Origin of the sequence: Hafnia alvei, from assembly GCF_964063325.1 — a bacterium.
Lineage (GTDB): Bacteria > Pseudomonadota > Gammaproteobacteria > Enterobacterales > Enterobacteriaceae > Hafnia > Hafnia alvei_B.
Window position 1 is genome coordinate 983,181 of the sequence record NZ_OZ061315.1, and the last position, 26,943, is coordinate 1,010,123.

Here is a 26,943-nt window from a genome sequence, read left to right on the forward strand (position 1 = left end):
GTCGGGTTGCAGCATCGATAGTGGTTATAGTGTAGGCTTGATTCCTCATCATATTGCTGCCTTGTATTCTTATTGGCTGGTGCAGTTGATGGGAGGCACTCTGCCTATTGCTCCATCCAATATTCTAATCCCTAGTTAGTGATGTACATTTCTACGGCGAAATTATCGGTATTGAATGACTACGGATCTACCTAAGAAAGAAGATCCGACCAGTACTTAGATGAGGTTTATTAACCATTGCACTAGTCGGAAATCTAGTAATATTCCATTACAATGTTTGAGTGCAATTTCTTTAGATTTATCGTTATCAATTTATGATTTTTCGCGTGCATTTGCGATGAATTTTAGGTTCTGTATATACATTTCTTTCATCATTCCCTCAACCTTTTCGTCATAGTTTATTTGTTTTATTATATATGATCTTATATCCTCTGCCATCAATTGGTCAGGGTCTAGGAAACTTAGTTTAACTAGGTTTAATAAAAATAAATTGCTTGGATTTATTTTTATCCACCAATGAAATGCACCATTTCTATAATGTTCAGAACCGTCACTGTCATTATCTGTTTTATATAATTTTAACTGTCCAGTAAATAACTCATCGGGATACATATCTAGCTCTGTCCATTCATCTGGGAACTTCATTAGACTAAGGAATTCTTTTTTTTCCATATTAACGCCATCTTTAGGTCTCGTTAGCATTCTGAATTTCTCCACCGAGGCTTTTGAATATAAAACACATGCTTGAATAGCCTTACAAATATCCGGCAAGAGTCTCTCATGTGTATATGAGTTCTATCAATTAATGATAATAATTCCTACGATTGTATTTTTTTAGAGTATGTATTTTTATACTAAAATAATTGCTGTTTCTTTTTATATTAAATCAATAGTATGAATTATACTTTTTTCTTTTCATGTTCCAATTTAAGTGAATTGCATGTGTATTCTAGATTCTCATTAAGATCAGTTCGCATGCAGACACTTTCAATAGCTCCTTGAACGCCGAATAAGATGATTTTTTTTAGCAAAGCCATTGGAGTCTGTTTTTTTTCTGCTATTTCACTAAGTATCACTGTGGTGAAATTTTCATTAGGAAAGGCAAACGCTAGGCTTACATATTTCACAATGTCATCTGAGTGAGTTAACTCAGAGGAGTCTACCCAAATATCATCATTTTCATCCCAAGTTTTGCAAAAAAATAAATAATTTTGTTCATCGATGATAGGGGGTGTTTTTATTGTTTTCATTTTCTTTTCCTTCATGACTGACTTTAAGTGAAGTATTATATTTCATTTGGATTGCTCTGTTCGTTATCTAAAATTTTTAAAACACCACACATACCAAAATCCCCATTTTCACATCTCTCTTTAGCTTCATTAGTAAGAAGATCATGGAATATCACAATATCACCGATAAATGAAAGTTTACCAATTTTCCCAAGAAATTCTGTCCATTTGGCCAATGATTTTTTTGATAAAGAACATATTTCTTTACCTGTCGACTTATCGAATATTTTCCCATTCTTATCAATCACTTGATTTTCATCGTAAATATGTCCATGCGGCTTGCTTGGCCAAGGATCAACATCATTGTTATGTACCTGTATTTTTTTCCATCCAGTTTAGTTGATGCTAAACCCAATGGATCTATAAATTGAAGAGAACTTAAAGGGTAAACATAAAAGTTTAACCCACCCCTCAACCCAATCGGATCCTGAGTAATATACCGCCCTATCGTCGGATCGTAATAGCGATGGCGGTTGTAGTGCAGGCCTGATTCTTCATCGTATTGCTGCCCCTGCATTCGTATTGGCTGATGTAGCTGATGCGGGTTTTCTTCACTGAGCGCATTGCCCCAGGCGTCCAGCGTGATGGACCAGTCGATATCGCCGTTGAGGTTGATGAGCTGCTGCGGTGTGCCGAGGTGGTTGCAGTCATACAGCTGGGCGGCGTAGGGCGTATCCGGCAGCGGGTCGAGCAGGGTTTTCAGATATTCCGGGCTGAGCTGTACCTGATTGAGCCACGCATGCTGTTCTTCGCTGAGGCGGTTGTCGCGTAGCGCCTGCTCGATGTGGTGCAGGGTTTGCTTGAAATCGGGCGGCAGCGTGATACCCACTTCCTGCTCGAGTTTGTCGGCCAGCGGGGTGATTGTGGGCGGCTTATCGCCTTCAAACCGCAACAGGGGCACAAAGCTGTGGGGCAAATAGACCGTGTGGATGCGGGTGCCATCGCGCTCGGTGAGCACCAGTTTGTCGCCGTCCCAGCCGAACCAGCTGATGTGCTTGGGCTGGTCGTGCTGCATGACCTGTTTACCGATGCGCCGCCCCAGCGGGTCGTAGCAGTAGCGGCCGCCGCGCAGGGCTTCACCGTCTTGCGCGCAGAGGTAGCTGACGAGCCGATGACTGCGGTCGTAGCGGTAGTGATGGACTTCGCCCGCGTCGCGTTTGCGGGTTTTTTGAGTAAGATTGCCGTGGGCATCGTACTGATAATAAAAGTGCGCATCTTCGCTCAGGCGATTGCCCGGATGGCGCATGTCGGCCATAAAAGCTTCGTGCATATAGCTGTTGATGAGTCGGTTGCCCGCGAGATTATATCGCCAATAAGTGAATGTCATATTGTCTCATCTGTTGTGCTGCGAGATAACTACCCATAACCTACAGCAATCAATACTTATAGATTCTAATCATTCATAGTAATGAAACTAATGTTTTTATTTATCCATTTCAGAATTTTATTGTCGGTGAAATAATATTTTTCACCGTTGATTTCGCCATATGAACCAGTGCCATCAAAATAAACTGAGCATACTATGTTTTTGTTATCAAATAAAAGTATACTCCATCTAAGGTCTCCATTGAATGTGCTCTTTTTTATTCTGGTTTTATTGACTGAACTAGTTATTTTAAAACCATAAGGTGTATCGAAAAAATTTCGAATGGTTACTTTATAACTGTACATTTGTTCTAGGCTATCTGGGGTTACGTTAGATCTGGTTAGTATATACGATGGCATATGTTTAATTTCTATGGTGTCGATTACTCCATTTTTAAAGCATTGCAATGTCTCTATTAATGTACCATCGATAGCATTTTTTGCATAGGATTGAGAGGATACAAAAAATATTAATATTAAAAATAGTTTCATGATATTTCTCAGTGAGATATTGGGCTGGGGACGGAATAATCAGTTCCAAAATGATCTGTTCTTATTCCCTCATCTAAAGTTTTAGCCGCTGTGCTTTCTGGGCCTGTAATGACTCTATACTCTTCTTTGTTTTCATAATTGCTCATTTTGCTATTTATTCTTTTGTAATAATCATCTATATTTCCAAACATATACTCGTGAGCATGTGCTATTTCGTGCCCGAGGCCCAAGGCAGGAGATTGTTTTTTACCATTGGAACATAATAAGGCTGCATGTGGGTTCCAATGAATTTTCATCACCATACTATTAAAGTTATCGCCATTGGTACTATTCGTATTAGTATCGACTCCTAGTGAATATTTATATTTTTCTATTTCATTAATCATTTTCGCCATCCCTGGATCTTTTTTCAGATACGTAATTGCTGTATCAAAATCTGTTCTATCTCCAGTGACACTGAACTTTAACCCCAATGGATCTATAAATTGCAACGGGTTCACAGGATAGGAATAAAAACTCATTCCCCCCTCAACCCAATAGGATCCTGAGTAATATACCGCCCTATCGTCGGATCGTAATAGCGATGGCGGTTGTAGTGCAGGCCGGATTCTTCATCGTATTGCTGCCCCTGCATTCTGATTGGCTGGTGCAGCTGATGCGGGTTTTCTTCACTGAGCGCATTGCCCCAGGCGTCCAGCGTGATGGACCAGTCGATATCGCCGTTGAGGTTGATGAGCTGTTGTGGCGTGCCGAGGTGGTTGCAGTCGTACAGCTGGGCGGCGTAGGGCGTATCCGGCAGCGGGTCGATTAGGGTGGCCAGATATTCCGGGCTGAGCTGAACCTGATTGAGCCACGCGTGCTGTTCTTCGCTGAGGCGGTTGTCGCGTAGCGCCTGCTCGATGTGGTGCAGGGTTTGCTTGAAATCGGGCGGCAGGGTAATACCCACTTCCTGCTCGAGTTTGTCGGCCAGCGGGGTAATTGTGGGCGGCTTATCGCCTTCAAAACGCAGCAGGGGCACAAAGCTGTGGGGCAAATAGACCGTGTGAATGCGGGTGCCATCGCGTTCGGTGAGCACCAGTTTGTCGCCGTCCCAGCCGAACCAGCTGATGTGCTTGGGTTGGTTGCGCTGCATGACCTGTTTACCGATGCGTCGCCCTAACGGGTCGTAGCAGTAGCGGCCGCCGCGCAGGGGTTCACCGTCTTGCGCGCAGAGGTAGCTGACGAGCCGATGGCTGCGGTCGTAGCGGTAGTGATGGACTTCGCCCGCGTCGCGTTTGCGGGTTTTTTGGCTGAGGTTGCCGTACTGGTCATACTGATAATAATAATGCGCATCTTCGCTCAGGCGATTACCCGGATGGCGCATGTCGGCCATAAAAGCTTCGGGCATGTAGCGGTTGATGAGTCGGTTGCCCGCAAGGTCAAGGTGGTAGTCTGCGCCGCGGTGGGCGCTGCGTTCATGGATGAGGCGGCCGGCGGCGTCATATTCATAATGCTGGGATGAGAATGGGCTGACGATATCGCTCAGCTGGCCACGCGGCGTATTGCGGTATTCCTGTGCGCGCGGGTCGGCGTTGGGGGTACTGAGCGTGAGGCTGTGCAGGCGTCCGACCTCGGTATAGCCCGTTTCCAACACGCTCTCGCCAAAGCGGCGCTGAGTCTCTCGGTGTAAGGTATCGCGGTCGAACTCCAGTAGGCTGTGTTCGCCGAGCGCCACGCCGAGCAGATGACCGGGGCCGTAGGTGTGCCAGTGCAGGGTAGGTAGGCCATCGGGCGTGGTGAACAGCAGGGCGCTGTTGGCATCATAACGATGCTGGATGCGGTGTTGCCACAACACGCTGCCGTCGGGCGCGCGGACAATCTGCTGCTCTTGGTTAATTTGCCCAGACAGGTTGCGTTCAAACAACATGCTGACGGGGTAGCCTTCGCTGACGTGATGCGCGGCTATTAGCTGGCCGTCGAGGTTATATTCCCAACGCGTTATCTCGCTTTCTGTATTTTCTGTATCGTGACTCACTGCGTGGGTGCGACTCACCAATCGACCCAAAATATCATGCTGCCACTGGGTTATCAGGCCGGCATCGTCGCTTTCTATTAATTCCCCAGCCGCGTTGTAGCGATAGCGCTGAACCCGTCCGTCAAAGCCCACTTCTTCCACCAATCTGTCCATCGCGTCATAGGTAAAACGCATCTGGGCATCATTTTCATTAGTGAGCGCAATCAGTCGGTCGGCGGCGTCATAGGTAAACTGCTGGGTGGCACCGCCGTGGGTGCGCGTGAGCAAACGGCCGTTGTCATCGTAGGTCATCACGGTTTGGCTGCCGTCGGGCTCGGTCAGCGTGATTAAATCACCCGCGGGATTGTAGTGATACTGGGTGCGTTCACCGGTGCTATTTTCCGTGCTTATCAGGCGGCCACGAGCGTCGTATGCATAACGTAAGGTGAGGGCTGCGGGGCGGCAAATCTCACGGCGCTGCCCCCAGCGGTCATAGCGGTATTCGGTGGTGTTGCCCGAGCAGTCGGTGTAGCGGGCCAGCTGGCCGCTGCGCGTCCACGTCAGGCGTTTCTCTCCGCCGCCCGCATCGGTGATGGCACAGGGCTGTGAGCTGCTGTCATCGGCATAGGCATAGCGCACGGTGCGGTTAAGGGCATCACTTTCTGCGGTCAGGCGGCCAAGCGCGTCATAGCTGCGCGTGAGGCGACGGTCATCGGGCAGTATCGTTTGAGTCAGTAAACCGTGGAGATTATAGCCAAAGCGGGTGCGGTCGGGGGCGACGATGCTGGTGAGCTGACTGGTGGTAATATCGTGGGTGAACGCCGTTTTTCGCCCCAGCGCATCGGTTTGCGCCATCAACAGATAACCCGCCACCTCGTTGTGGCTTTCGCTGCCGTCGGCGTAGGTGCGCTTCACCACCCGTTTAAGGCCTTTTTCACCGGTGTAATAGTAGGTTTCACGACGACCTAGGCTGTCGGTCACCGTGGTGCTATCTGCCGCGTAATCGAACTGATAATCCAGCCCGTTGGGGTTGCTTTGGGTCACGGCGCGGCCCTGTGCATCGTAGGTATAGCGGCTGACGGGGCGACCCAGATAGCGATGGGCGGTCATGCGTCCGAGTAAATCGGGATGATAGGCGAACTGGCGAATGGCCTGCCCGCTGCGGTCATACACGGTTTGTAGTTCACCGCGCGGGGTGTATTCATAACGCACCAGCGGCTCAGCGGGCACATCGGGAAAGTCAGGGTCATGCACCAAATACACCGCCGACAGGCGAACGCCGTTGTCACGTCCCCAGCCGCCGCGCTGCGTACAGACCGCCTCGGCGATATGCTGGTGCTCAAGCCGATAACGCCGCCCCACGCTGTCCTCAACCTCGGTGATGACGCCGGTGCCATCATAAAAGTACTGTAATTCCTGCCCAAAACGGTCACGCATGCCGCGCAAAAAACGCCGCGCGGATAAGGGGGCAGGGAGTGTGGTGTGGCCTTCGTCTTCCGAAATACCGAGCACCCACCACGGGCCGAGAGCATCGGCGGTACTCAAGTACAGGTGTGAATTTAACCGCCACGATTCGGGTAGGGTGTGCCAAAGCATCGCCAGCGGGTGGTTTTTGTCGCGTTCCAGCAGGCCGCCGCGCACCAGCCACAGGGATTCGCTGCGGCTGAAATGCGCCTCACCAACGGCGAGCGTGTTGAAATGCAGGCTGCGCCCGCCGTTGTCGTTGAGGATAAGGCCGGCTTTGGTCACCAGCAGGCTGACGCCGCTGGGCAATTGCCAGCCGGGGCCGAGCAGTCCGACAGGCGCAGGGGTATCGGTTTGGTAGCTGCTGTAGCTGCGAGACAGAATGAAGGGCACGGCGGCCGGTAAGGCAACGTCGGTTTCGGCGGAGAGGACTTTGGCGCCCAATAACGGGTTGACGGGCTTACCGACTTTTTGTCCATTGGGACAGGTCGAACAGGCCACGCCGCTGGGCGCGCCGATCAACACGCCTAACGAGCCCTGCGTGATAGGGCCGCCGATTGTAGTTTCGTCTGTTTGACGCGCTGCGGGTAATCCTGCCATCGCACTTATCCCTGTACGTAATATTCACACCGAGTGTGCTTATCTATGCCACGGGCTGAGGGATTGTTAAATGGCGTTTGATTTATGAATTAATTAAGGGAAAATTAAGTGTTTTATCCTTTAGTCTGGCTACATCTGAAAGATGTGCTTTAAATCAAAAAAGTAATATTTCCTTAACATTTTTATCTCATTTCAATAGGCAAATATTAGCCGCCCATCTATAATCGGCGGCGATTCATAGCCGGGGTTCGGCTTTTGAGGTGTGAAATAAGAGAATAATCCTTTCATTCAAATGGTTAGTGCTCTAAAAATATTCCATCTGCCTCTTACTGCTCGTAAACTCATAAAAAGTATCCCTAGAATCATTGGTGTTATGCCAAGGTCCAGCGGAAATAACGGCTCTCATTGGAAGTTAGACAGAGGTTTAAATGACAGTAGAACGTACCTTCTCCATCGTAAAACCGAATGCGGTGGCTAAAAATGTTATCGGCGCTATTTATTCTCGCTTTGAAGCAGCTGGCCTGAAAATTGTTGCGGCAAAAATGGTTCATCTGACTCGTGAACAGGCTGAAGGTTTCTATGCCGAACACAAAGGTCGCCCGTTCTTTGACGGTCTGGTGGATTTCATGACTTCTGGCCCAATCATGGTTCAGGTTCTGGAAGGCAAAGATGCCGTTCGTCGTAATCGTGAAATCATGGGCGCGACCAATCCTGAAAATGCTTTAGCTGGCACATTGCGTGCTGACTATGCGGATAGCCTGACTGAAAATGCCGCTCACGGTTCTGATTCATTAGAGTCCGCCGAGCGCGAAATCGCATATTTCTTTGCAAACAATGAAGTTTGCCCGCGCACTCGTTAATCGATTACGCAAATCGGGAATTGATTCGTTAAGCTAAGCCTAATGGCATAGCATACCGATGAGAGACCGAGTACAATACCGCGCCCTGAGTGATTATCCTCAGGGACTTTTTTTTAAGCACATTGCTAACCGCTTTATTTAATAAGTGTTTTTAATGTGTTGTACCGAGCAAGACTGAATCAGATGCAAACTGGGTTTGTATCCGTCGCCAACAGGCACTACGCTTGTCGGGTTAGTCACTTTAATACCGTGCCGCAAAGTGTAACAACGAGGCCAGAGTTTAGTATGTCTATAAGCATGTCTGAAGATCCAACAACTACCCCCCATTCATCCAATTCAGATGCTATGTCTGAATCTATTGTCGTCGAGTCAAACTTGTCTGAAATTAGCGCACCAGTAAATGCTGCGCAGGTTGATACTGTGCAACCTGCCCCGGCCAATTCGTCGGAAAAAATTAACCTTCTCGATCTTGATCGCCAACAACTGCGTGAGTTCTTCGCTAAGTTAGGTGAGAAGCCGTTCCGCGCCGATCAGGTGATGAAATGGATGTATCACTATTGCTGCGATAATTTTGATGAGATGACCGACATCAATAAGGTGTTGCGTAACAAACTCAAAGAGATCGCTGAAATTCGCGCACCAGAAGTGGCCGAGGAGCAACGCTCAACCGATGGCACCATTAAATGGGCGATTCAGGTCGGCGACCAACGTGTAGAAACGGTTTATATCCCAGAAGACGATCGCGCCACGCTGTGTGTCTCTTCGCAGGTGGGGTGTGCGTTGGAGTGTAAATTCTGTTCTACCGCGCAGCAGGGCTTTAACCGCAATCTGCGCGTATCTGAAATTATCGGTCAGGTATGGCGTGCAGCTAAGATTATTGGTGCTCACAAAGTTACCGGCCAACGCCCGATCACCAACGTGGTGATGATGGGGATGGGCGAGCCTTTACTGAACCTGAATAACGTTGTGCCAGCCATGAATATCATGCTGGACGACTTTGGTTTTGGTCTGTCTAAGCGTCGTGTCACCTTGTCGACATCAGGTGTTGTCCCTGCATTGGAAAAACTGGGTGACATGATCGACGTGGCGCTGGCTATCTCTCTGCATGCGCCGACGGATGAAATTCGTAACGAAATTGTGCCTATCAACCGTAAATACAATATCGAGACTTTCCTTGGGGCTGTGCGCCGCTACTTAGAGAAATCTAACGCTAATCAAGGACGTGTCACGGTTGAGTACGTGATGTTGGATCATATCAATGATGGTATGGATCACGCACATCAGTTGGCAGAGTGTCTGAAAGATACCCCATGTAAGATTAACCTGATCCCATGGAACCCGTTCCCTGATGCACCTTACGGACGTAGCTCAAACAGCCGCGTAGACCGTTTTTCTAAGGTTCTGATGGAATATGGTTTTACCGTAATTGTGCGTAAAACGCGTGGTGATGACATTGATGCGGCCTGTGGACAGTTGGCCGGTGATGTTATTGACCGCACGAAACGCACGATTAAGAAAAAAATGGCCGGTGAACCTATTATGGTTCGCGAGGTCTGACGCAGAGCGCATGCATATTAGTGATTTCCCTAGCATTGTTGGTCAGATTTTTTGATGATTCAGCGAAAAGGATAACGGGGTAAAGCAATGAAGCTAAAAATGGGATGGGTAATAGGACTACTGACGGCGAGTTTGTTGGTGGGCTGTTCAAGCTCTAAACCCGAAGGAGAGCAGATGGCTGCGGCATCGCAAAGCCGGCTCGAACTTGGCTTGGAATACTTGAATCAGGGCGACTTAAAAGCCGCCCAACAAAATCTGGAGAAGGCACGAGATGCGGCTCCAGATGATTACCGAACCCAGCTTGGCATGGCGCTTTACCAGCAACGCACGGGCGATAACAATGCTGCGCAGAAAAGTTATCAAAAAGCGATGAATTTAGCGCCACAGAATGGCACTGTGATGAATAATTACGGTGCGTTTCTGTGTAGTTTAGGGCAGTATGTAGCGGCACAACAACAGTTTAGTTCAGCTGCAAATCTTCCTGATTACGGTCAGGTTGCAGATAGCTTCGAAAATGCAGGTTATTGTTTTCTAAAAGCAGGACAGACTGACGAAGCGCGAAAATTATTTAGTCGCGCTTTGAAGAGCGATCCGGATAAGGGAGTTTCGCTAATTGCGGAAGCTATCCGAGAATTTGACCAAGGGAAGCGCGGAGATGCGCGAGTAATGTTGGATGTTTACAATCATATTCTACCGGCGAGTGCCAATAGCCTATGGTTACAAATCCGCTTCGCTGCGTTAGATGGGCGCCAAACGAACTTAGAGCGTTATGGCAAACAACTAGCGCGAAATTTTCCACAATCTCAACAGTACCAGCAGTTCCTAGCGAATGAATACTGAAGCCCCCCAAGATCAAACAGCTCCATTGACTACAGGCGAACGCCTGCGCCAAGGGCGCGAAAAGTTAGAACTTACACAGCAGGCTGTTGCAGAACGTCTGTGCCTGAAAGTTTCAACGGTTCGCGATATTGAAGAAGACAAGGCTCCGGCTGATTTGGCCTCAACGTTTTTGCGTGGATATATTCGTTCCTATGCAAAACTGGTCCATATCCCGGAAGACGAACTAACGCCGCTGTTAGAAAAGCAGGCGCCGTTGAAGGCGGCAAAAGTTGCGCCGATGCAAAGCTTCTCACTGGGTAAAAAACGCAAAAAGCGCGATGGTTGGCTGATGATGTTTACCTGGTTGGTGGTATTTGTGGTTATTGGCATCACCGGTTCTTGGTGGTGGGAAAATCACAAAGCTCAACAAGAAGATATTGCGACAATGGCGGATGAGTCTTCTGCTCAGCTGGCAAAAAATGGTCAGTTACAACCGTCAGAATCGGCTAATGGTTCTGATGAAGCTGCGCAATCTGCGGATACTCAAGAGTCTGTCGGTACACCGCCAGATTCATCAGTGACCGCAGCAGATAATGGTCAAGCGGCCGCGGCACCTACTGATGCCGCTACCGCGCCAGCCGTAACGGCTCCAACCCAGCCAAACCAAAGCAATAATACCGTTGTTGCTCCGAGTCAGGCTCCGGTTGATACCACCACTGCGAATGGCGCAACTCTACCAACCGCAGGGGCGACCGTTGATTCTGCAGCGTCAGCATCCAACAACTTAGCGATGAAATTTAAAGCTGATTGCTGGTTAGAAGTTAAAGACGCAACGGGTAAAACGCTGTTCAGCGGAATGCAAAAATCCGGTGCTTCACTGGATTTAGCCGGTACGGCACCGTATAAGCTGAAAATTGGTGCACCAGCCGCCGTGGATATCACGTATCAAGGTAAGCCAGTTGATTTGAGCCGCTTTATCAAATCAAGTCAGGTTGCTCGTTTGACGTTGAATGCTGAGTGATTCGGTAGAGTCACCTATGGTGAATGCAGCGTGCTGTGAATACGAAATGAACCGCTCTGACATTCTGCATTAAGCAGGGGCAAGGCGGTTTATTTTGTACAGCGTTGGCAGTACAAGTACTTTGTTTACCTGATTGTCGGTTAAATGTTGTAAGCAGAATATGCGCGCTTCAATTGATAGCACGACATTCATGGAGAATTAATATGCATAATGAGTCACCCATTAAGCGGAGAAAATCGACCCGCATTTATGTCGGTAATGTGCCTATCGGTGATGGTGCACCGATTGCCGTACAGTCGATGACTAACACCAAAACAACGGATGTTGATGCCACGGTAAAACAAATACGCGCACTTGAACGTGTTGGCGTAGATATTGTACGTGTCTCCGTTCCGACTATGGATGCTGCTGAAGCATTCAAACTGATTAAGCAGCAGGTTTCAGTGCCACTGGTGGCCGATATTCATTTCGACTACCGCATTGCGCTGCAAGTTGCTGAGTATGGCGTTGATTGTCTGCGTATTAATCCAGGCAACATCGGCAACGAATCACGCATTCGCTCGGTTGTTGACTGTGCGCGTGATAAAAATATTCCCATCCGTATTGGAATTAACGGCGGATCGCTGGAAAAAGATATTCAAGAGAAGTACGGCGAACCGACGCCTGAAGCATTGCTCGAGTCAGCTATGCGTCATGTCGATATTCTTGATCGTCTTAACTTCGATCAGTTTAAAGTCAGCGTAAAGGCGTCAGACGTATTCCTCGCGGTACAGTCTTATCGTCTGTTAGCTTCACGTATCGATCAGCCTCTGCATCTTGGGATCACCGAAGCAGGAGGCGCGCGTAGTGGATCGGTTAAATCAGCAGTGGGCTTAGGCATGCTGCTGGCCGAAGGGATTGGTGACACGCTGCGTATCTCGCTGGCGGCAGATCCTGTTGAAGAAGTGAAAGTGGGCTTTGATATTCTTAAGTCGCTGCGTATTCGTTCGCGTGGGATTAACTTTATCGCTTGCCCGACCTGCTCACGACAGGAATTTGACGTTATTGGCACGGTAAATGCCCTAGAGCAGCGTTTGGAAGACATCATCACACCAATGGATGTATCGATTATTGGTTGTGTGGTGAATGGCCCAGGCGAAGCCTTGGTTTCAACGATTGGCGTGACAGGCGGACACAACAAGAGCGGCTTCTATGAAGACGGTGTGCGTCAAAAAGAGCGTTTTGATAACGAACAGATGATCGATCAGCTAGAGGCTAAGATCCGTGCCAAAGCATCGATGCTGGATGTTAACAAGCGCATCGAAGTCAGCCAGATCGACGAGAAGTAATTGAATAGCAGGTCGCTTTAGGCGGCCTGTAATCTCATTTGCTTTGAATAAACAATGCTCCCGATTGATGAGATGGCTTCAATCCTCCATAATCGGGGTCATTTTTTTGAATTACATAGTATAGAGAATTGACGTGGCGAAGAATATCCAAGCTATTCGTGGCATGAACGACTACCTGCCGGAAGACACGGCGCTTTGGCAGCCGATTGAAGCTGCGCTCAAACAAGTCCTGACCAGCTACGGTTACAGCGAAATCCGTTTGCCGATTGTAGAGCAGACCCCGTTATTCAAACGTGCGATTGGTGAAGTGACCGACGTCGTTGAAAAAGAGATGTACACCTTCGATGACCGCAATGGTGACAGCCTGACGCTGCGTCCTGAAGGGACAGCTGGCTGTGTGCGTGCCGGTATCGAACATGGTCTGCTGTACAATCAAGAACAACGTTTATGGTATATCGGTCCGATGTTCCGTCATGAACGCCCGCAAAAAGGTCGCTATCGCCAGTTCCACCAGCTGGGCGCTGAAGTTTTTGGCCTGAATGGTCCTGATGTAGACGCAGAACTCATTCTGCTGACGGCTCGTTGGTGGCGTGCGCTGGGGATCTCTGAGCACGTTGCTCTGGAGCTGAACTCAATCGGTTCTCAGGAAGCTCGTGCTAACTATCGTGATGCATTAGTGGCCTATCTGGAACAGTTCAAAGACAAGTTGGACGAAGACTGCAAGCGCCGTATGTATAGCAATCCGCTGCGCGTTCTGGACTCTAAAAATCCAGACGTACAGGCGTTGCTCAACGATGCACCGCGTCTGTCAGAGTATCTGGACGAAGAGTCTCGTGAGCATTTTGCTGGCCTGTGCAAATTGCTGGATGAAGCGGGCATTGCGTATACCGTTAATGAGCGTTTGGTTCGCGGTTTGGACTACTACAACCGTACCGTATTTGAATGGGTGACGAATAGCTTAGGCGCGCAAGGTACTGTTTGTGCAGGTGGACGCTATGATGGCTTGGTTGCTCAGCTTGGCGGTCATGCTACGCCAGCGGTTGGCTTTGCCATGGGCTTGGAACGTCTGGTTCTGTTGGTTCAAGCGGTAAACCCTGATTTCCAACCTCAGCGCGCCGTTGATGTCTATCTGATTTCTTCCGGTGAAGGTACACAAAGCGCTGCTATGCGTTTGGCAGAAAAAATTCGTGATGCATATCCGCAGGTCAAACTGATGACCAACTATGGCGGCGGTAACTTTAAGAAGCAGTTCGCCCGTGCTGATAAGTGGGGCGCTCGCGTTGCACTGGTATTGGGCGAAAATGAGATGAATGCGGGCCAGGTGAATGTTAAGAACCTGCAAAGTGGCGATCAGCAAACTATTGCACAGGATGACGTTGCGGCGCTCCTGGCATCAATGTTGGCGTAAAGGAGTAGAGAACAGTGGAAGTCTATAGCACAGAGAACGAACAAGTTGATGCCCTGCGCCGCTTCTTTATCGAAAACGGTAAGGCGTTGGCGATTGGTGTTGTAATTGGGATTGGCGCACTGCTCGGTTGGCGTTACTGGCAGAATCATCAGCAGGCAGAGATGACCGGGGCATCCCAGTCATACCAGCAAGCAAGTGAAGCGCTGACCAGTGGTAAAGCCGATGGTGTGGCGTTGGCTGAAAAGTTTATTGAAAAAAACGCTAACAATTATGGTGTTTTGGCTGCTTTGCAGCTAGCGCAACATGAAGTTGACCAGAAGAACTTTGCTAAAGCTGAACAGCAGCTGGTTTGGGCTCAAGGTCAAACTAAAGACGAAAATCTGAAATCCCTGATTGATTTGCGTTTAGCTCGTGTGCAGCTGCAGGAAAATAAGCTGGACGACGCACTCAAAACATTGGATTTAATTAAAGCGACCGGCTGGGTTGCTATGGCGCAGGATGTTCGCGGTGATGTGCTGGTTAAGAAAGGCGACGTAAAAGGCGCCCGTGAAGCATACAGCAAAGGCTTAGCCTCTGATGCTTCCCAGTCATTGCAGGGTTTACTGCGCATGAAACTGAACAATTTATCCAACTAAGGGGATAATCAATGCAATTGCGTAAAACGCTCTTGGTCGGATTGCTGTCTGTGACGTTTTTGAGCGGATGCTCTTGGTTCAGCAGTGAAACTGATGTGGTCACCATGTCACCGTTGCCAAAAGTTGAAAACCAATTCACACCGAACAAGGTGTGGAGCACGTCAGTCGGTGATGGTGTCGGTGAGTTCTATTCCCACCTGCGTCCAACTTGGCAGGATAACCGCATCTATGCGGCTGACCGTATGGGTGTAGTAAAAGCAATGGATGCGGATAGCGGCGACGTTGTTTGGTCTGTGAACTTGGCTGAAAAAGATGGCTGGTTCTCACACAAAACAGCGCTGTTGTCTGGTGGTTTAGCGGTATCTGGCGGAAAAGTCTTTGTTGGTTCAGAACGTGCCGTTGTGTATGCGCTGAGTACTGAAGACGGTGCCGAAGCGTGGAAAACGACGGTTGCTGGTGAAGCTATCTCTCGCCCAGTGATTAGCGATGGTCTGGTATTGATCCATACCTCCAACGGTATGCTGCAGGCGTTAGATGAAGCAGATGGTTCTATCAAGTGGACCGTTAACCTTGATATGCCTTCTCTGACCTTACGTGGTGAGTCAGCGCCTGCTACGGCATTTGGTGCTGCTATCGTTGGTGGTGACAATGGTCGCGTTAGCGCAATCATGATGCAGCAAGGCCAAATGATTTGGCAGCAGCGTGTTGCACAGCCAATGGGTTCAACCGAAATCGACCGCTTAAATGACGTGGATACTACCCCTGTCGTAGTCGATGGTGTTGTATACTCTCTGGGTTACAACGGTAACTTGGCGGCGCTGGATCTGCGTTCTGGACAAATCCAATGGAAACGCGAGATGGGTTCAGTGAACGATTTCATCGTTGATGCAGGCCGTATCTATGTTGTTGACCAAGATGACCGCGTTGCGGCATTAAGCGCTGATGGCGGTGTTTCTCTGTGGAAACAAAGCGATTTATTGCACCGTAATCTGACCGCGCCTGCGCTGTATAACGGCTATTTAGTCGTGGGTGATAGCGAAGGTTATCTGCATTGGCTCAATACCGATGATGGGCGTTTTGTCGCTCAGCAAGAAGTAGACAGCTCTGGTCTGCTCAGCGCGCCTCTGGTAGCCAGCGATAAGCTGATTATTCAGGCTCGTGGCGGTAAAGTTTACGCATTTACTCGCTAATAAAACAATTATTTAGGGCGGCGAATTAGCCGTCTGGGAACGGCTCCTGATCACCTCAGGGGCCGTTTCGTCTTCTGAAAAGTCCTTGCTCGGGAGTGAATATTCCCCGCGTATTTGGAATTAAATTAAGTAATAGAGGCTTCAACAATGATACCTGTCGTCGCGCTGGTCGGGCGCCCGAATGTGGGTAAATCCACCTTATTTAACCGCTTAACGCACACTCGTGATGCGTTGGTTGCGGATTTCCCTGGGTTGACCCGTGACCGTAAATACGGCCGTGCTGAAGTTAATGGAAATGAATTCATTATCATCGACACCGGTGGTATTGATGGCACTGAAAATGGCGTTGAAACGCACATGGCTGAGCAATCGTTAATGGCGATTGAAGAAGCGGATATCGTGCTGTTTATGGTTGATGCTCGTGCGGGTTTAATGCCTGCCGATGAAGGTATTGCCCAGCACCTACGTAGCCGCGAGAAAGCCACTTTCTTAGTTGCTAACAAAACTGATGGTATCGATCCTGACGTTGCCATCGGCGATTTTTACTCATTAGGCTTTGGCGAAGTTTATCCAATTGCAGCCTCCCATGGCCGTGGCGTTGCTCAGCTGATTGAAGAAGCGCTGATCCCCTTCGTTGATGCGCCAGAACCAGAGCGGGAGCTGACGGAAGAAGAAGCTAACGCGGCCTACTGGGCTGAGCTTGAAGCGGATGAAGCCGATGAGATGGCTGAAGAGGAAGAAGACGACTTCAATCCTCAAGATCTGCCTATTAAGATTGCTATCGTTGGTCGTCCAAACGTCGGTAAGTCCACACTAACCAACCGTATTCTGGGTGAAGATCGCGTTGTGGTTTACGACATGCCGGGAACGACGCGTGACAGCATTTATATCCCAATGGTACGTGATGAGCGCGAATACGTGCTGATTGATACCGCTGGGGTGCGTAAGCGTGGGAAAGTGACCGATACGGTTGAGAAATTTTCCGTCATCAAAACGCTGCAGGCGATTGAAGATTCGAACGTTGCGTTACTGGTGATTGACGCTCGTGAAGGTATTTCAGACCAAGACTTGTCGCTATTAGGCTTTATCCTGAATAGTGGGCGCTCACTGGTAATTGTGGTCAATAAGTGGGATGGCCTGTCTGAAGACGTCAAAACTCAGGTCAAAGAGATGCTGGATCTGCGTTTAGGCTTTGTGGACTTCGCGCGCATTCACTTTATCTCTGCATTACATGGCAGCGGTGTGGGTAATCTGTTTGAATCCATTCAAGAAGCCTATGACTGTGCGACTCGCCGCGTAAGTACATCCTTACTAACGCGTATCATGAACATGGCGCAGGAAGATCATCAGCCGCCGTTAGTTCGTGGTCGTCGTGTAAAACTGAAATATGCCCATGCCGGTGGTTATAACCCGCCGATTGTGGTGATCCACGGCAATCAGGTGAAAGATCTTGCGGATTCTTACAAGCGTTACCTGATGAACTACTTCCGTCGTTCACTTAAAGTGATGGGAACACCTATTCGCATTCAGTTTAAAGAAGGCGATAACCCGTATGCGGGTAAACGTAACATGCTGAATCCAACTCAGCTGCGTAAACGTAAACGTCTGCTTGCTCATATTAAAAAGAGCAAATAACGTATAGCTAATACGCAAAGTTATGATGGGGCGCAGAATATGCGCCCTATTTTTTTATGGTAGCGCCGTGAATTTTCAGTGTATTCTCTTCGTCTGCAAACTATTTTTTCAACGCCAACAAGGATTTGAGTATGTCGTGGGAGACGTGGAGTTTTGCCTTTGGTGTTACGGTGCCCAATTTACTGATGTTGCTGCTGGGCGTTGTGCTGCGCCGGTTTCGTCTATTAGATGATGCTTTCTGCGATGGCGCTACCCGTCTGGTGTTTAATCTCTCACTTCCTTGTCTGCTCTTTTTCAGCATTGCTACCAATCATTCGACGCTTGGCAATAATTTAGCTTTTGTTGTTTATGGGGGCGTGGCAACAGTGGTGAGCTTCTTGCTGCTGGAATTGGTTGCACTCAAATTGGTGAAAGAGCCGCGTGAGCGAGGTATTTTCGTTCAGGGTGGTTTTCGTGCGAATACCGCTATTGTAGGTTTAGCCTATTGTGCCAGCGCTTATGGTAGCGAAGGGGTTGCCGTTGGGTCGATGTATATGGCTGTAACCGTGATCCTGTTTAACGTGCTTTCAGTGGTCACCTTGACCAGAACATTGAGCTCAGACGGCCAGCAGAAAATCAGCTGGGGTAAGATATTACGCGGAGTTATAACCAACCCGCTGATCATCGGCATTGTTCTTGGACTATGCTATTCGCTGACCAAACTACCGGTTCCAGAAGTCTTGTCCTCAACCGGGAAATTTATTTCATCGATGGCGCTACCGTTGGCGTTGCTGTGTACCGGAGCAAGTATCGATTGGCATGCCATGTTCAGCTCTTCTAACGTGGCTGGCTATTCTAGTGCGGCTAAGTTAATTGCCGTCCCAGTACTTATGACGTTGGGCGGCTGGCTGTTTGGGTTTCGTGGTGTGACGTTGGGGGTTATTTTCTTGTTCACTTCCACGCCAACCGCCGCAGCTAGCTACGTAATGACGAGAGCGATGGGCGGAAATGCAACCTTAGCGGCTAATATTATTGCGATTACTACCGTAGGATCTTTTTTCACCACGGCGCTGGGGCTTTATTTTCTACGCGGCTGGGGTGTTATTTAGGAGGTTTAAATGGACGTGTTTTGTCCGAAGTGTCAGCATGAAATGGCGTGGCGGCAGGGCGATTATTTTTGTCAGCATTGCCAGCAAACCTACCAGCAACGTGTTGAGTGTCCAGATTGTGGTAAGCCACTTCAGGAATTGAAAGCCTGTGGCTCCGTTGACTATTTTTGCCCGAACGGTCATGGAATGATTTCCAAGAAACGCGTGGTATTTAGCTACGCGGTTAAAGCGTAAATTTTAAACTAGGCGCATCCGTGCGCCTAGCTTACGCTAGCTCGGTTTGGCTCCCTACACGCGGTGCCTTTGAACAAAACCTTCCAGACGAGCCATCGCTTGTTCAATAAGCGCTTTCGGCGTGCCAAAATTAATGCGGATATAGAGCTCACCGTTTTGTACGTAGTGCGTGCCATCTTCAACAACTACGCCGGTTTCATGAGCCAGCCGATGTGTAAAATCATAGGCACTCATTCCTGTTGCGCTAACGTCAATCCACGCGAGATACGATGACTCGGAACGCATCATCTTTAATGTTGGTAGGCGCTCACTAATGAACTCATAAAGATAACGTTCGTTTTCAGCTAAGTAGCTATTCAAGGCTTTTAGCCAGTCCAATCCTTGCGTATAGGCATAAATTAATCCCCATACGCCGAACATATTCGGCGAGGTAATTGAGTTTTTCTCTAGCTGCTGACGAAAACGTGCACGTAATTCTTCATCGGGAATAATGCTATAAGAAGTCTTAAGCCCGCCGAGATTAAAGGCCTTATTGGGGGAGGTGAGCAGAATAAGATTATCTGCATGCGCACAGCCCTCATTTAAGGCATTGATGAAGGTGCCGTGCAGAATATGCTCAGCGTGAACTTCATCAATAACTAATATCACCTGATACTTTTGGCACAGTTCAGACACCCGACGGATCTCTGTCGCCGTCCAAATTCTTCCTGATGGATTGTGCGGTGAGCAAAACAGGTAGAGTTTTGGCTGGTGCTCTTTTATCTGCTGCTCTAATTTTTCGAAATCGAGCTGATAGCGCTGATTTACGGCAACCAGAGGATTGGCTATTACGCGTACTTTTTGGCGCTCTGCCGCCAATGCAAAGGGATCGTACACCGGCGTGTTCATGAGAATAGCATCGCCTGCGTTGCAGAATGCCTGAATGGTATAGTGCAGCGTTGAGACTGTGCCATAGGTGAGCGTGATCCACTCTCGTGCAATATCTGCATTATGCTGCTTAGCTTGAAAATCGATGACGGCCTGATAGAACTCATCAAAGCAATAGGTATAGCCGAAAGTACCGTGCTCAACGATTTGGCGCAGTCCTGCGATGATCTCCGGTGGCGATTTAAAATCCATGTCAGCAATCCACATGGGAATAAAATCTTTTGGCACAGCCCCAAAGCGTGAGCAGACGTAGTCATAATCCCACTTGCGGCATTTATCAACGCTACGATCGATAATCTCATCAAAATTATACATACGGTTCCCTTGGGCTAAATTAATGCTTCAATGCCGGTTTTAACGCTTTGTACCTGTGGGCCGATAATAACCTGTAGGCTATGGCTATCGAGAACCACGACGGCAAGTGCGCCTGCTTTCTTTAATATATCTTTATTGATAAGCGCCATATCTTTTACCACCAAGCGCAAGCGAGTGATGCAGTTATCTAAAGAGTCGATATTATCTTTGCCACCCAACGCCGAGAGAATTAACTCGGGATCGTATTTGGAGCCTTTCTTCTTTTCAGCTTTCTGTTCTGCTTTCGCAGTCACGCTGATGTCATCATCTTCTCTGCCCGGTGTTTTAATATCGTGTTTGAGGATATACCAACGAAATACAAAGAAATAAATCGCAAACCAAATAATGCCAACTGGGAATATGAGATGCCACTTTGTTGCCGTTCCTTGCATGATACCGAATATTAATAAGTCTAATATCCCACCGTCGGTATTCCCTATGGTAACACCTAAAAGTGCCATAACCATAAGCGCTAGACCCGACATGATAACGTGGAAGACATATAAGAAAGGTGCAATAAATAAGAATAAGAACTCAATCGGCTCTGATATGCCTGTTACTACGGAAACTAAAACACCAGAAAGTAAAAGTCCTTTTATAATTGGTCTATTTTCAGGCTTAGCGGTACGGTAAATAGCATAAGCAACAGCAGGTAGGCCAAAGATAAAGGTTGGCATAAAGCCTTGAGAGAGAAACGCCGTTACATGTGGACTAAATGGCAAGCCGGCCTTTAGTTCAGCATAGAAAATATTAAGGGCTCCTGATATTTCTTGCCCGCCGACGAATTCGGTGCCACCTGCCGGTGTGAATCTTACCATGGCTAATAAAATATGGTGTAAGCCAAATGGTTTTAATAATAGAACGCCGACGCCATATAAGAATGGGCCAAATACGTTAGTGCTCTGAATTAATCGCCCAATGGCAGTGATGCCGATGGCAACATATTCCCACAAAAATGGAATGATCAGCCCAACGATAGAGAGCGTGAGTGCTGTGATGATTGGTACAAAGCGGATGCCGCTAAAAAAGGCAAAAGCATCATGGAGTTGCGTATCTTGAAAACGCTCATGCAAGAAATAGGTAATAACCCCAACAACAATCCCGCCGAGAACGCCCATTTCAAGCGACTGAATACCTAATACCATGGCCTGCCCAGCTTGCTTCATATGTGCTGCATCGGCAAGTTGATGACTACTCATAAGATAATAATTAATAGAAAGGTTCATTATCATATAGCCAACAAAACCAGAAAATGCGCCAATGGCTTTATTACGCTTAGCAAGACCTAATGGAATTGCCATTGCAAACATAATAGGTAAGTAAGTGAATGCGAACCCACCCACGGTTGCAACAAATCCAAACGTTAGCTGAACTAATTCATTGCCTAAAAATGGAAAGCTTTTGATGGTAGAGGGACTAGTAATTGAACTTCCGACGCCTAATAACAAACCCATAAAGGCCAATAACGAAACGGGAAACATAAAAGTCTTTCCTAGACTTTGAAAAAATTCCCATAACCTTGACTTAAAAGATTTTGTGTCCGACATGTGGGCACTCCCAATAAACAGGTAATGATAATAAACCGCCATTATTAAAAACGAATGGTGATAATGTTTTATCTGTGAACTAGGAGATATTTAATAAATATGATGATCCCCTAATAGCCTTAATGGGCTGTGAGGAATTAAAACAAAGCGGGTGTTTATAGAATGCACTGAGGATCACAGTTTTATTTTGCATCGATTTCACGCCATTTAGCTTTCGATTCATAACCAATCAAAAGCAAAGTGAAATTTAAATGCGTTGTTTTTATCTATAAAGCAAGGAAGGGATGACAGAATAACGAAAGTGGGTATAAACAGGATTCAGGTCACCGCTTTTATTATGCGAAGTGACCTACATCACAGAACTCACTATTTAGGCCTACGAGTCATGTTTCACGTTACGCTTTTTAGGCAGTGTTGCGATGGATGTCACGGTGCTTTCGACCCACCCGTCTTGCACTCGGGTTTTTAACAGATCGCCATGAGTCACCTGCTTAATGCTTTTCAGCACGCCGCCGCTTGGTGGCTGCGTCACGCTAAATCCGCGCGCTAGCGTTGCAAGTGGGCTAACGCCTTCTAACTGCGAACAGAGTGCGCCAAAGCGTTCACGATTGCCGCTAAGCTGGCGTTGGACGAGTAATTCCAGCCGGTTGTGAAGCTGCTCGATGCGCTGTTGATGGCGCTGGATGCGTACAGAAGGCTGCTGTTGATTTAGGCGCTGATTGGCACGTTCTTGCTGGCGCTCCGCCAGGCGCAGGCGCGTTTGCACCGCTTCGTCCAAACGGCGGCGTAGCTTAATCAGCAATGTGTGCTGGCGTGCCAGACGTAGCTGTGGATGCTGCTGCTGTAAACGATGATTCAAGCGAGTGAAGCGCTGCTGATGCCGAGCAAGATAATAATCCATCGCCATTTCCATGCGCTGCTGCTGTGAAAGCATTTGGCGCATGAGCTCGGTTTGATTGCGGCTGACTAATTCTGCGGCCGCGGACGGCGTTGGCGCTCGCAGATCGCCAACGAAATCAGCGATAGTGACATCGGTTTCATGGCCAACGGCGCTTACGATAGGGATTAGGCTGGCAAAAATAGCCTGCGCCACGCGCTCATCATTAAAGCTCCATAAATCCTCAAGCGAGCCACCGCCACGACCGACAATCAGCACATCACACTCTTTACGCTGGTTGGCTAATTCAATGGCGCGCACAATTTGCATTGGTGCATCTGCGCCTTGAACGGCGGTCGGGTAAATGACGACTGGCAGAGACGGATCGCGTCGTTTTAATACGTTAAGGATATCGTGCAGCGCGGCACCGCTTGATGAAGTCACAACGCCCACGCAGTGGGCTGGCGACGGTAATGGTTTCTTGTGGGCAGGATCGAACAGACCCTCTTCCTGTAAGCGTTGCTTCAACTGCTCAAATTGCTGTTGCAGCAAACCATCACCGGCGGGCTGCATACTTTCAGCAATCAGTTGGTAATCCCCACGCGGCTCGTACAGCGTGATGGTGGCACGCATCAAAATCTGCTGACCGTTTTGCGGGCGGAAAGTGACCCGGCGGTTGCTATTGCGGAACATCGCGCAGCGAACCTGAGCACGATCGTCTTTCAGCGTGAAGTACCAATGGCCCGATGAAGGCTGAGATAAATTGGAGATTTCGCCTGATAACCAGATCTGCCCCATTTCCATTTCTAACAGCTGACGGACGGTCTGATTTAACCGGCTAACGGTAAAAATTGGTGGGGAAGATAGCAGCGACATGTGACGTAGATCAAACTCTAAATCAAGGTGTTAATCAGTCGATACTACATGCTTGAATGACCTTCGCAAGACTTTTTTATAAAAAGTACTGGAGGCAACCGTTTTCGGCCTGTATAATGCCGCGGCAATATTAAATCTATTTGATTTACCACTCTGGTGAGATATTGCCCATGCTACGTATCGTAAAAGAAGCCCTAACGTTTGATGACGTTCTCTTAGTTCCAGCCCATTCTACCGTTCTGCCAAACACTGCCGATCTTAGCACTCAGCTGACTTCATCCATTCGTATGAATATCCCAATGCTGTCTGCGGCAATGGACACCGTTACCGAGGCGCGCCTCGCGATTGCCTTGGCACAGGAAGGCGGTATTGGTTTCATCCACAAAAACATGTCTATTGAGCGTCAGGCTGAAGAAGTTCGCCGCGTCAAAAAACATGAAAGCGGCGTGGTAAAAGATCCTCAAACGGTGACGCCAACCACCACTCTGCGCGAAGTGAAAGAGCTGACCGAGCGTAATGGTTTTGCGGGTTATCCAGTCGTTACTGACGATCTGGAACTGGTTGGTATCATCACAGGTCGTGACGTGCGCTTTGTTACCGATTTAGAACAGCCTGTTACTGCGGTAATGACGCCGAAAGAGCGTTTGGTTACCGTGAAAGAAGGTGAGGCTCGCGAAGTTGTTCTGCAGCGCATGCACGAAAAACGTGTGGAAAAAGCGTTGGTTGTCGATGAAAACTTCCACCTGTGCGGCATGATCACCGTTAAAGATTTCCAGAAAGCAGAGCGCAAACCTAACGCTTGTAAAGATGAGCATGGCCGTCTGCGCGTAGGTGCTGCGGTTGGTGCTGGTGCAGGCAACGAAGAGCGCATTGCAGCGCTGGTTGAAGCCGGCGTTGACGTACTGCTGATTGACTCTTCCCACGGCCATTCTGAAGGCGTGTTACAGCGTATTCGCGAAACTCGCGCTAAATTCCCTGACCTGCAAATTATCGGCGGCAACGTGGCTACGGCTGCGGGCGCTAGAGCATTGGCTGAAGCCGGTGTGAACGCGGTTAAAGTGGGTATCGGCCCTGGTTCTATTTGTACTACACGTATTGTTACCGGCGTTGGTGTTCCACAGATCACCGCCGTTTCCGACGCCGTTGAAGCGCTGGAAGGTACCGGTATTCCTGTTATCGCCGATGGCGGTATCCGTTTCTCCGGTGATATCGCGAAAGCACTGGCCGCTGGCGCAAGCTGCGTCATGGTGGGGGGGATGCTGGCAGGTACCGAAGAATCCCCTGGTGAGATCGAACTGTACCAAGGTCGTTCATTCAAATCATATCGCGGTATGGGTTCACTGGGCGCGATGTCTAAAGGTTCTTCTGACCGTTACTTCCAGAGCGATAACGCTGCCGACAAACTGGTTCCTGAAGGTATCGAAGGCCGCGTAGCTTACAAAGGTCACCTGAAAGCGATTATCCATCAGCAAATGGGCGGTCTACGCTCATGCATGGGTTTGACAGGCTGTGCAACCATTGATGAACTGCGTACCAAAGCTGAATTTGTTCGCATCAGCGGAGCAGGGATTCAAGAAAGCCACGTTCACGATGTGACCATCACCAAAGAGTCACCGAACTACCGCATGGGTTCGTAATATCTCTACAGGCGGCGAGGGCGCAAAGCTGTTTCTCGCCGCTCAATATTCAGTGACCTATTTTCGTTTTTTTTGGCTATTTATTTTTCTAAACAAGGCCTGACATGACTCAAAATATTCATAAGCATCGCATTCTGATTCTGGATTTCGGCTCCCAATACACTCAGCTTCTGGCACGCCGCGTACGTGAGATCGGCGTATATTGCGAGCTGTGGGCATGGGATGTTACCGAAGAGCAGATCCGTGAATTCAACCCAAGCGGTATTATTCTGTCCGGTGGCCCTGAAAGTACGACTGAAAACAACAGCCCACGTGCGCCAGAATATGTCTTTACTGCCGGTGTGCCTGTATTCGGCGTATGTTACGGCATGCAGACCATGGCGATGCAGCTGGGTGGCCATGTAGAAAGCTCAAACGAACGCGAATTTGGCTATGCGCAGGTTGAAGTGACCGCGCACAGCAAAATGTTTGACGATATCAAAGACTCTCTGACTAAAGACGGCACTCCAGTGCTGGACGTTTGGATGAGCCATGGCGATAAAGTTACCGCTATTCCTTCCGATTTTGTCACCGTTGCCAGCACTGAAACCTGTCCTTACGCCATTATGGCGAATGACGAAAAACGCTTCTACGGCGTTCAGTTCCATCCTGAAGTGACTCATACTCATCAGGGCCAGCGCATGCTGGAGCGTTTCATTCTGGATATCTGTGGCTGTGAAGCGCTGTGGACGCCAGCAACGATCATCGAAGATGCGGTGGTACGTCTGCGTGAACAAGTGGGCGAGGATGAAGTGATCCTAGGCCTGTCTGGCGGCGTTGACTCTTCTGTGACCGCGCTGCTGTTGCATCGTGCCATCGGTAAACGTTTGACCTGTGTATTCGTTGATAATGGTCTGCTGCGCTTGAACGAAGGTGAGCAGGTTATGGATATGTTCGGCGATAAGTTCGGCTTGAATATCATCCACGTTAAGGCAGAAGAGCGCTTCCTGAGCGCGCTGTCTGGCATCAGCGATCCTGAAGCTAAACGTAAAACCATTGGCCGCGTATTTGTTGAAGTTTTTGATGAAGAAGCGTGTAAACAGCCAGGCGTTAAGTGGTTGGCACAGGGTACTATCTACCCAGACGTGATCGAATCTGCAGCGTCAGCAACGGGCAAAGCGCACGTGATTAAGTCTCACCATAACGTGGGCGGCCTGCCAAAAGAGATGAAGCTGGGTCTGGTTGAACCGCTGAAAGAGCTCTTTAAAGATGAAGTGCGCAAGATCGGTTTGGAACTGGGCCTGCCATACGACATGCTGTATCGCCATCCGTTCCCTGGTCCTGGTTTAGGCGTACGTGTGCTGGGCGAAGTGAAGAAAGAGTACTGCGATCTACTGCGTCGTGCGGATGCTATCTTCATCGAAGAACTGCACAAAGCGGACCTGTACAACAAAGTGAGTCAGGCATTCACCGTGTTCCTGCCGGTTCGTTCCGTTGGCGTGATGGGTGATGGCCGTAAATACGACTGGGTTGTCTCTCTGCGTGCGGTAGAAACTATCGACTTCATGACTGCGCATTGGGCACATCTGCCATACGATTTCCTTGGCCGCGTGTCTAACCGCATTATCAATGAAGTCAACGGCATTTCCCGCGTGGTGTATGACATTTCCGGCAAACCACCGGCTACCATTGAGTGGGAATAATCGTTTAAGGATTATTTTTCGCTAATGGGTAAACACTAAACCTCGCTACGGCGGGGTTTTTTTAT

At 48.6% G+C, this 26,943-nt stretch carries 23 protein-coding genes; 13 read left to right on the plus strand and 10 right to left on the minus strand.

What is annotated here, in order from left to right:
- Positions 1 to 312: 312 nt before the first annotated feature.
- The 7 genes from AB3Y96_RS04630 to AB3Y96_RS04660 all read right to left on the minus strand — a co-directional run bounded on the left by AB3Y96_RS04630 (position 313) and on the right by AB3Y96_RS04660 (position 7,203).
- Positions 313 to 672, minus strand: a complete 360-nt coding sequence (locus AB3Y96_RS04630; protein WP_367298589.1) for a hypothetical protein — start codon at positions 670 to 672, stop codon at positions 313 to 315.
- Between the two features lie 227 nt (positions 673 to 899).
- Complete coding sequence (locus AB3Y96_RS04635) at positions 900 to 1,250, minus strand: hypothetical protein (protein ID WP_367298590.1); 351 nt, start codon at positions 1,248 to 1,250, stop codon at positions 900 to 902.
- Positions 1,251 to 1,285: 35 nt separating this feature from the next.
- Positions 1,286 to 1,537, minus strand: a complete 252-nt coding sequence (locus AB3Y96_RS04640) for a hypothetical protein (RefSeq protein WP_367298591.1) — start codon at positions 1,535 to 1,537, stop codon at positions 1,286 to 1,288.
- Positions 1,534 to 2,616: an RHS repeat-associated core domain-containing protein gene (locus tag AB3Y96_RS04645; RefSeq protein ID WP_367298592.1), complete on the minus strand. Its 1,083-nt coding sequence runs from the start codon at positions 2,614 to 2,616 to the stop codon at positions 1,534 to 1,536. The genes AB3Y96_RS04640 and AB3Y96_RS04645 overlap by 4 nt, the downstream gene beginning before the upstream one ends.
- A 65-nt stretch (positions 2,617 to 2,681) precedes the next feature.
- Positions 2,682 to 3,146: a hypothetical protein gene (locus AB3Y96_RS04650; RefSeq protein ID WP_367298593.1), complete on the minus strand. Its 465-nt coding sequence runs from the start codon at positions 3,144 to 3,146 to the stop codon at positions 2,682 to 2,684.
- An 8-nt stretch (positions 3,147 to 3,154) separates the two neighbouring features.
- Positions 3,155 to 3,667 (minus strand): M91 family zinc metallopeptidase, encoded by a 513-nt coding sequence (locus AB3Y96_RS04655; RefSeq protein ID WP_367298594.1) that lies wholly within the window; start codon positions 3,665 to 3,667, stop codon positions 3,155 to 3,157.
- Positions 3,664 to 7,203 (minus strand): RHS repeat-associated core domain-containing protein, encoded by a 3,540-nt coding sequence (locus AB3Y96_RS04660; RefSeq protein ID WP_367298595.1) that lies wholly within the window; start codon positions 7,201 to 7,203, stop codon positions 3,664 to 3,666. Before AB3Y96_RS04660 ends, AB3Y96_RS04655 begins: the two co-directional genes overlap by 4 nt.
- A 428-nt stretch (positions 7,204 to 7,631) precedes the next feature.
- On the opposite strand from AB3Y96_RS04660, the gene ndk reads away from it, so the two are divergent.
- The 11 genes from ndk to AB3Y96_RS04715 all read left to right on the plus strand — a co-directional run bounded on the left by ndk (position 7,632) and on the right by AB3Y96_RS04715 (position 18,978).
- Positions 7,632 to 8,063 (plus strand): nucleoside-diphosphate kinase, encoded by a 432-nt coding sequence (gene ndk, locus AB3Y96_RS04665; RefSeq protein ID WP_025800427.1) that lies wholly within the window; start codon positions 7,632 to 7,634, stop codon positions 8,061 to 8,063.
- Between the two features lie 345 nt (positions 8,064 to 8,408).
- The gene (locus tag AB3Y96_RS04670; RefSeq protein WP_367298596.1) at positions 8,409 to 9,620 is read left to right on the plus strand and encodes a bifunctional tRNA (adenosine(37)-C2)-methyltransferase TrmG/ribosomal RNA large subunit methyltransferase RlmN; all 1,212 of its coding nucleotides are present in this window, start codon (positions 8,409 to 8,411) and stop codon (positions 9,618 to 9,620) included.
- 87 nt (positions 9,621 to 9,707) lie between these two features.
- Positions 9,708 to 10,460, plus strand: a complete 753-nt coding sequence (gene pilW, locus AB3Y96_RS04675; protein ID WP_072309030.1) for a type IV pilus biogenesis/stability protein PilW — start codon at positions 9,708 to 9,710, stop codon at positions 10,458 to 10,460.
- Positions 10,450 to 11,460, plus strand: coding sequence for a cytoskeleton protein RodZ (gene rodZ / locus AB3Y96_RS04680; protein ID WP_367298597.1), 1,011 nt, complete (start codon positions 10,450 to 10,452; stop codon positions 11,458 to 11,460). The genes pilW and rodZ overlap by 11 nt, the downstream gene beginning before the upstream one ends.
- Positions 11,461 to 11,663: 203 nt before the next feature.
- Complete coding sequence (gene ispG / locus AB3Y96_RS04685; protein ID WP_025800431.1) at positions 11,664 to 12,788, plus strand: flavodoxin-dependent (E)-4-hydroxy-3-methylbut-2-enyl-diphosphate synthase; 1,125 nt, start codon at positions 11,664 to 11,666, stop codon at positions 12,786 to 12,788.
- Positions 12,789 to 12,921: 133 nt separating this feature from the next.
- Positions 12,922 to 14,196, plus strand: coding sequence for a histidine--tRNA ligase (gene hisS, locus AB3Y96_RS04690; protein WP_072309028.1), 1,275 nt, complete (start codon positions 12,922 to 12,924; stop codon positions 14,194 to 14,196).
- A 14-nt stretch (positions 14,197 to 14,210) separates the two neighbouring features.
- On the plus strand, positions 14,211 to 14,831 hold the full coding sequence (locus AB3Y96_RS04695; protein WP_367298598.1) for a YfgM family protein: 621 nt from the start codon (positions 14,211 to 14,213) through the stop codon (positions 14,829 to 14,831).
- Between the two features lie 11 nt (positions 14,832 to 14,842).
- On the plus strand, positions 14,843 to 16,021 hold the full coding sequence (gene bamB / locus AB3Y96_RS04700; RefSeq protein ID WP_025800434.1) for an outer membrane protein assembly factor BamB: 1,179 nt from the start codon (positions 14,843 to 14,845) through the stop codon (positions 16,019 to 16,021).
- Between the two features lie 147 nt (positions 16,022 to 16,168).
- A complete protein-coding gene (gene der, locus AB3Y96_RS04705; protein ID WP_043491279.1) occupies positions 16,169 to 17,656 on the plus strand; it encodes a ribosome biogenesis GTPase Der in 1,488 nt (495 codons plus the stop codon).
- Between the two features lie 131 nt (positions 17,657 to 17,787).
- On the plus strand, positions 17,788 to 18,744 hold the full coding sequence (locus AB3Y96_RS04710) for an AEC family transporter (RefSeq protein ID WP_072309026.1): 957 nt from the start codon (positions 17,788 to 17,790) through the stop codon (positions 18,742 to 18,744).
- A 9-nt stretch (positions 18,745 to 18,753) separates the two neighbouring features.
- The gene (locus tag AB3Y96_RS04715) at positions 18,754 to 18,978 is read left to right on the plus strand and encodes a zinc ribbon domain-containing protein (protein WP_367298599.1); all 225 of its coding nucleotides are present in this window, start codon (positions 18,754 to 18,756) and stop codon (positions 18,976 to 18,978) included.
- 54 nt (positions 18,979 to 19,032) lie between these two features.
- Here AB3Y96_RS04715 and AB3Y96_RS04720 read toward each other — a convergent pair whose 3' ends face one another.
- The 3 genes from AB3Y96_RS04720 to xseA all read right to left on the minus strand — a co-directional run bounded on the left by AB3Y96_RS04720 (position 19,033) and on the right by xseA (position 23,559).
- Positions 19,033 to 20,220: a MalY/PatB family protein gene (locus AB3Y96_RS04720; RefSeq protein WP_367298600.1), complete on the minus strand. Its 1,188-nt coding sequence runs from the start codon at positions 20,218 to 20,220 to the stop codon at positions 19,033 to 19,035.
- Between the two features lie 14 nt (positions 20,221 to 20,234).
- On the minus strand, positions 20,235 to 21,806 hold the full coding sequence (malX, locus tag AB3Y96_RS04725) for a maltose/glucose-specific PTS transporter subunit IIBC (protein WP_367298601.1): 1,572 nt from the start codon (positions 21,804 to 21,806) through the stop codon (positions 20,235 to 20,237).
- A gap of 376 nt (positions 21,807 to 22,182) precedes the next feature.
- Positions 22,183 to 23,559, minus strand: coding sequence for an exodeoxyribonuclease VII large subunit (gene xseA, locus AB3Y96_RS04730; RefSeq protein ID WP_367298602.1), 1,377 nt, complete (start codon positions 23,557 to 23,559; stop codon positions 22,183 to 22,185).
- A 170-nt stretch (positions 23,560 to 23,729) separates the two neighbouring features.
- On the opposite strand from xseA, the gene guaB reads away from it, so the two are divergent.
- Positions 23,730 to 25,196, plus strand: a complete 1,467-nt coding sequence (gene guaB / locus AB3Y96_RS04735) for an IMP dehydrogenase (protein WP_040046758.1) — start codon at positions 23,730 to 23,732, stop codon at positions 25,194 to 25,196.
- A gap of 104 nt (positions 25,197 to 25,300) precedes the next feature.
- The gene (gene guaA / locus AB3Y96_RS04740) at positions 25,301 to 26,878 is read left to right on the plus strand and encodes a glutamine-hydrolyzing GMP synthase (protein WP_072309021.1); all 1,578 of its coding nucleotides are present in this window, start codon (positions 25,301 to 25,303) and stop codon (positions 26,876 to 26,878) included.
- Positions 26,879 to 26,943: the final 65 nt, after the last annotated feature.